This is a genomic window from Xanthomonas sp. D-99 (assembly GCF_017746145.1).
Taxonomy (GTDB): domain Bacteria; phylum Pseudomonadota; class Gammaproteobacteria; order Xanthomonadales; family Xanthomonadaceae; genus Xanthomonas; species Xanthomonas cissicola.
Window position 1 is genome coordinate 1 of sequence record NZ_JAGHWU010000132.1, and the last position, 1,035, is coordinate 1,035.

The window sequence follows — 1,035 nt, forward strand, 5'->3', positions numbered from 1 at the left end:
GTCTGTGAACCGGGAAATTCCCGCGGAAAGCGCCAGAAATGGCGAAATTCCGAAGTTCCAAAAGCCACTCTTCGGAACGACGCCACCTTCCGCCCTGTCAGGTCTCGTTGTTCAGACCTTCCCTAAGTGCTTGTGCCCATGGACCACTGAAGCCGCTTCCGAAGGAGCACGCTGACATGAATTTGCCAGAGGCTGTCACCGGCGACAAAATTACGCTTAGCGTCGAAGAAATCGGAAACCGCTTTTTGAGGCTGATCGAGAGCCTTGATTCCCGAGATGACCTGAGTCCCGAACGTATCCGGGAGAAGATGGGAATCACGCTAAAGCAACCAGAGCAGGGTAGGCTCTCGGTTGGTTACTGGAGCAACGATCTGGGCGACGGATGGCGGTATGCCTTCACCTACACTCCGGAATCGTTTTCTCTTTTAAAAGGCGTCGGGTTAACTTTTCAAAACAGTGTGGATGACTTTGGAAACATGTCCGCCATCTGCACGCTAGATTTTGAATATTATGATCGCAAGCTTAAAGAGATGGGTTTCAATGCGTCCCCTACCTATGGTCCGATTGGGCAGCTGGAGGATTGGCGCTATTCAAAACTTGCGAAGAATGGGATTGGAGGGAACATCGTGATCTCCATCATTCCACAAAATCTTGTGCCCCGTGAGCAGACGCGTCTGTGTATCAAATCAATCGGCACGTTGAACGGACGCTAATTTTTCGGGAGTTAGGACATGGCTAGGCCAAGCCCGCAACTGGAAGCTGCACTCTCTCGTTTTTCTGCAAACCACGGCGCAAGCAACGACCAAGTTGCCCAGCTCCACAACGCAATCACGACCGATGCCAAATTGCTGGCCCAGTTTGATCAGCAGGCTCAGTCGGGGCAACTGAAGGACTTCGCGATACAAGCATCAAATAGCGCGCAGTCAAACCTGGCGGGAACGTACGACAAGCAAAGTGGTGTCATCACGCTGCCTGCGGCAAGCCTGCAACCTTCAGGTGCGGCTGCAACAAATGACCTAAGGAAGGTCTGAACAA

1 protein-coding gene and 1 pseudogene are annotated in these 1,035 nt (G+C 52.3%); both read left to right on the forward strand.

The window, feature by feature from the left end:
- The first annotated feature begins 176 nt into the window (after positions 1-176).
- Complete coding sequence (locus J7360_RS21110; RefSeq protein ID WP_244667880.1) at positions 177-713, forward strand: hypothetical protein; 537 nt, start codon at positions 177-179, stop codon at positions 711-713.
- Positions 714-731: 18 nt separating this feature from the next.
- Positions 732-1,022 (forward strand): annotated as a pseudogene (locus J7360_RS21115) (hypothetical protein); the annotation flags it as partial.
- Between the last annotated feature and the right edge of the window lie 13 nt (positions 1,023-1,035).

Bases quoted from the DNA above. Each gene is read 5' to 3' on its own strand.
- J7360_RS21110 (WP_244667880.1), top strand. From the start codon at position 177: ATGAATTTGCCAGAGGCTGTCACCGGCGACAAAATTACGCTTAGCGTC.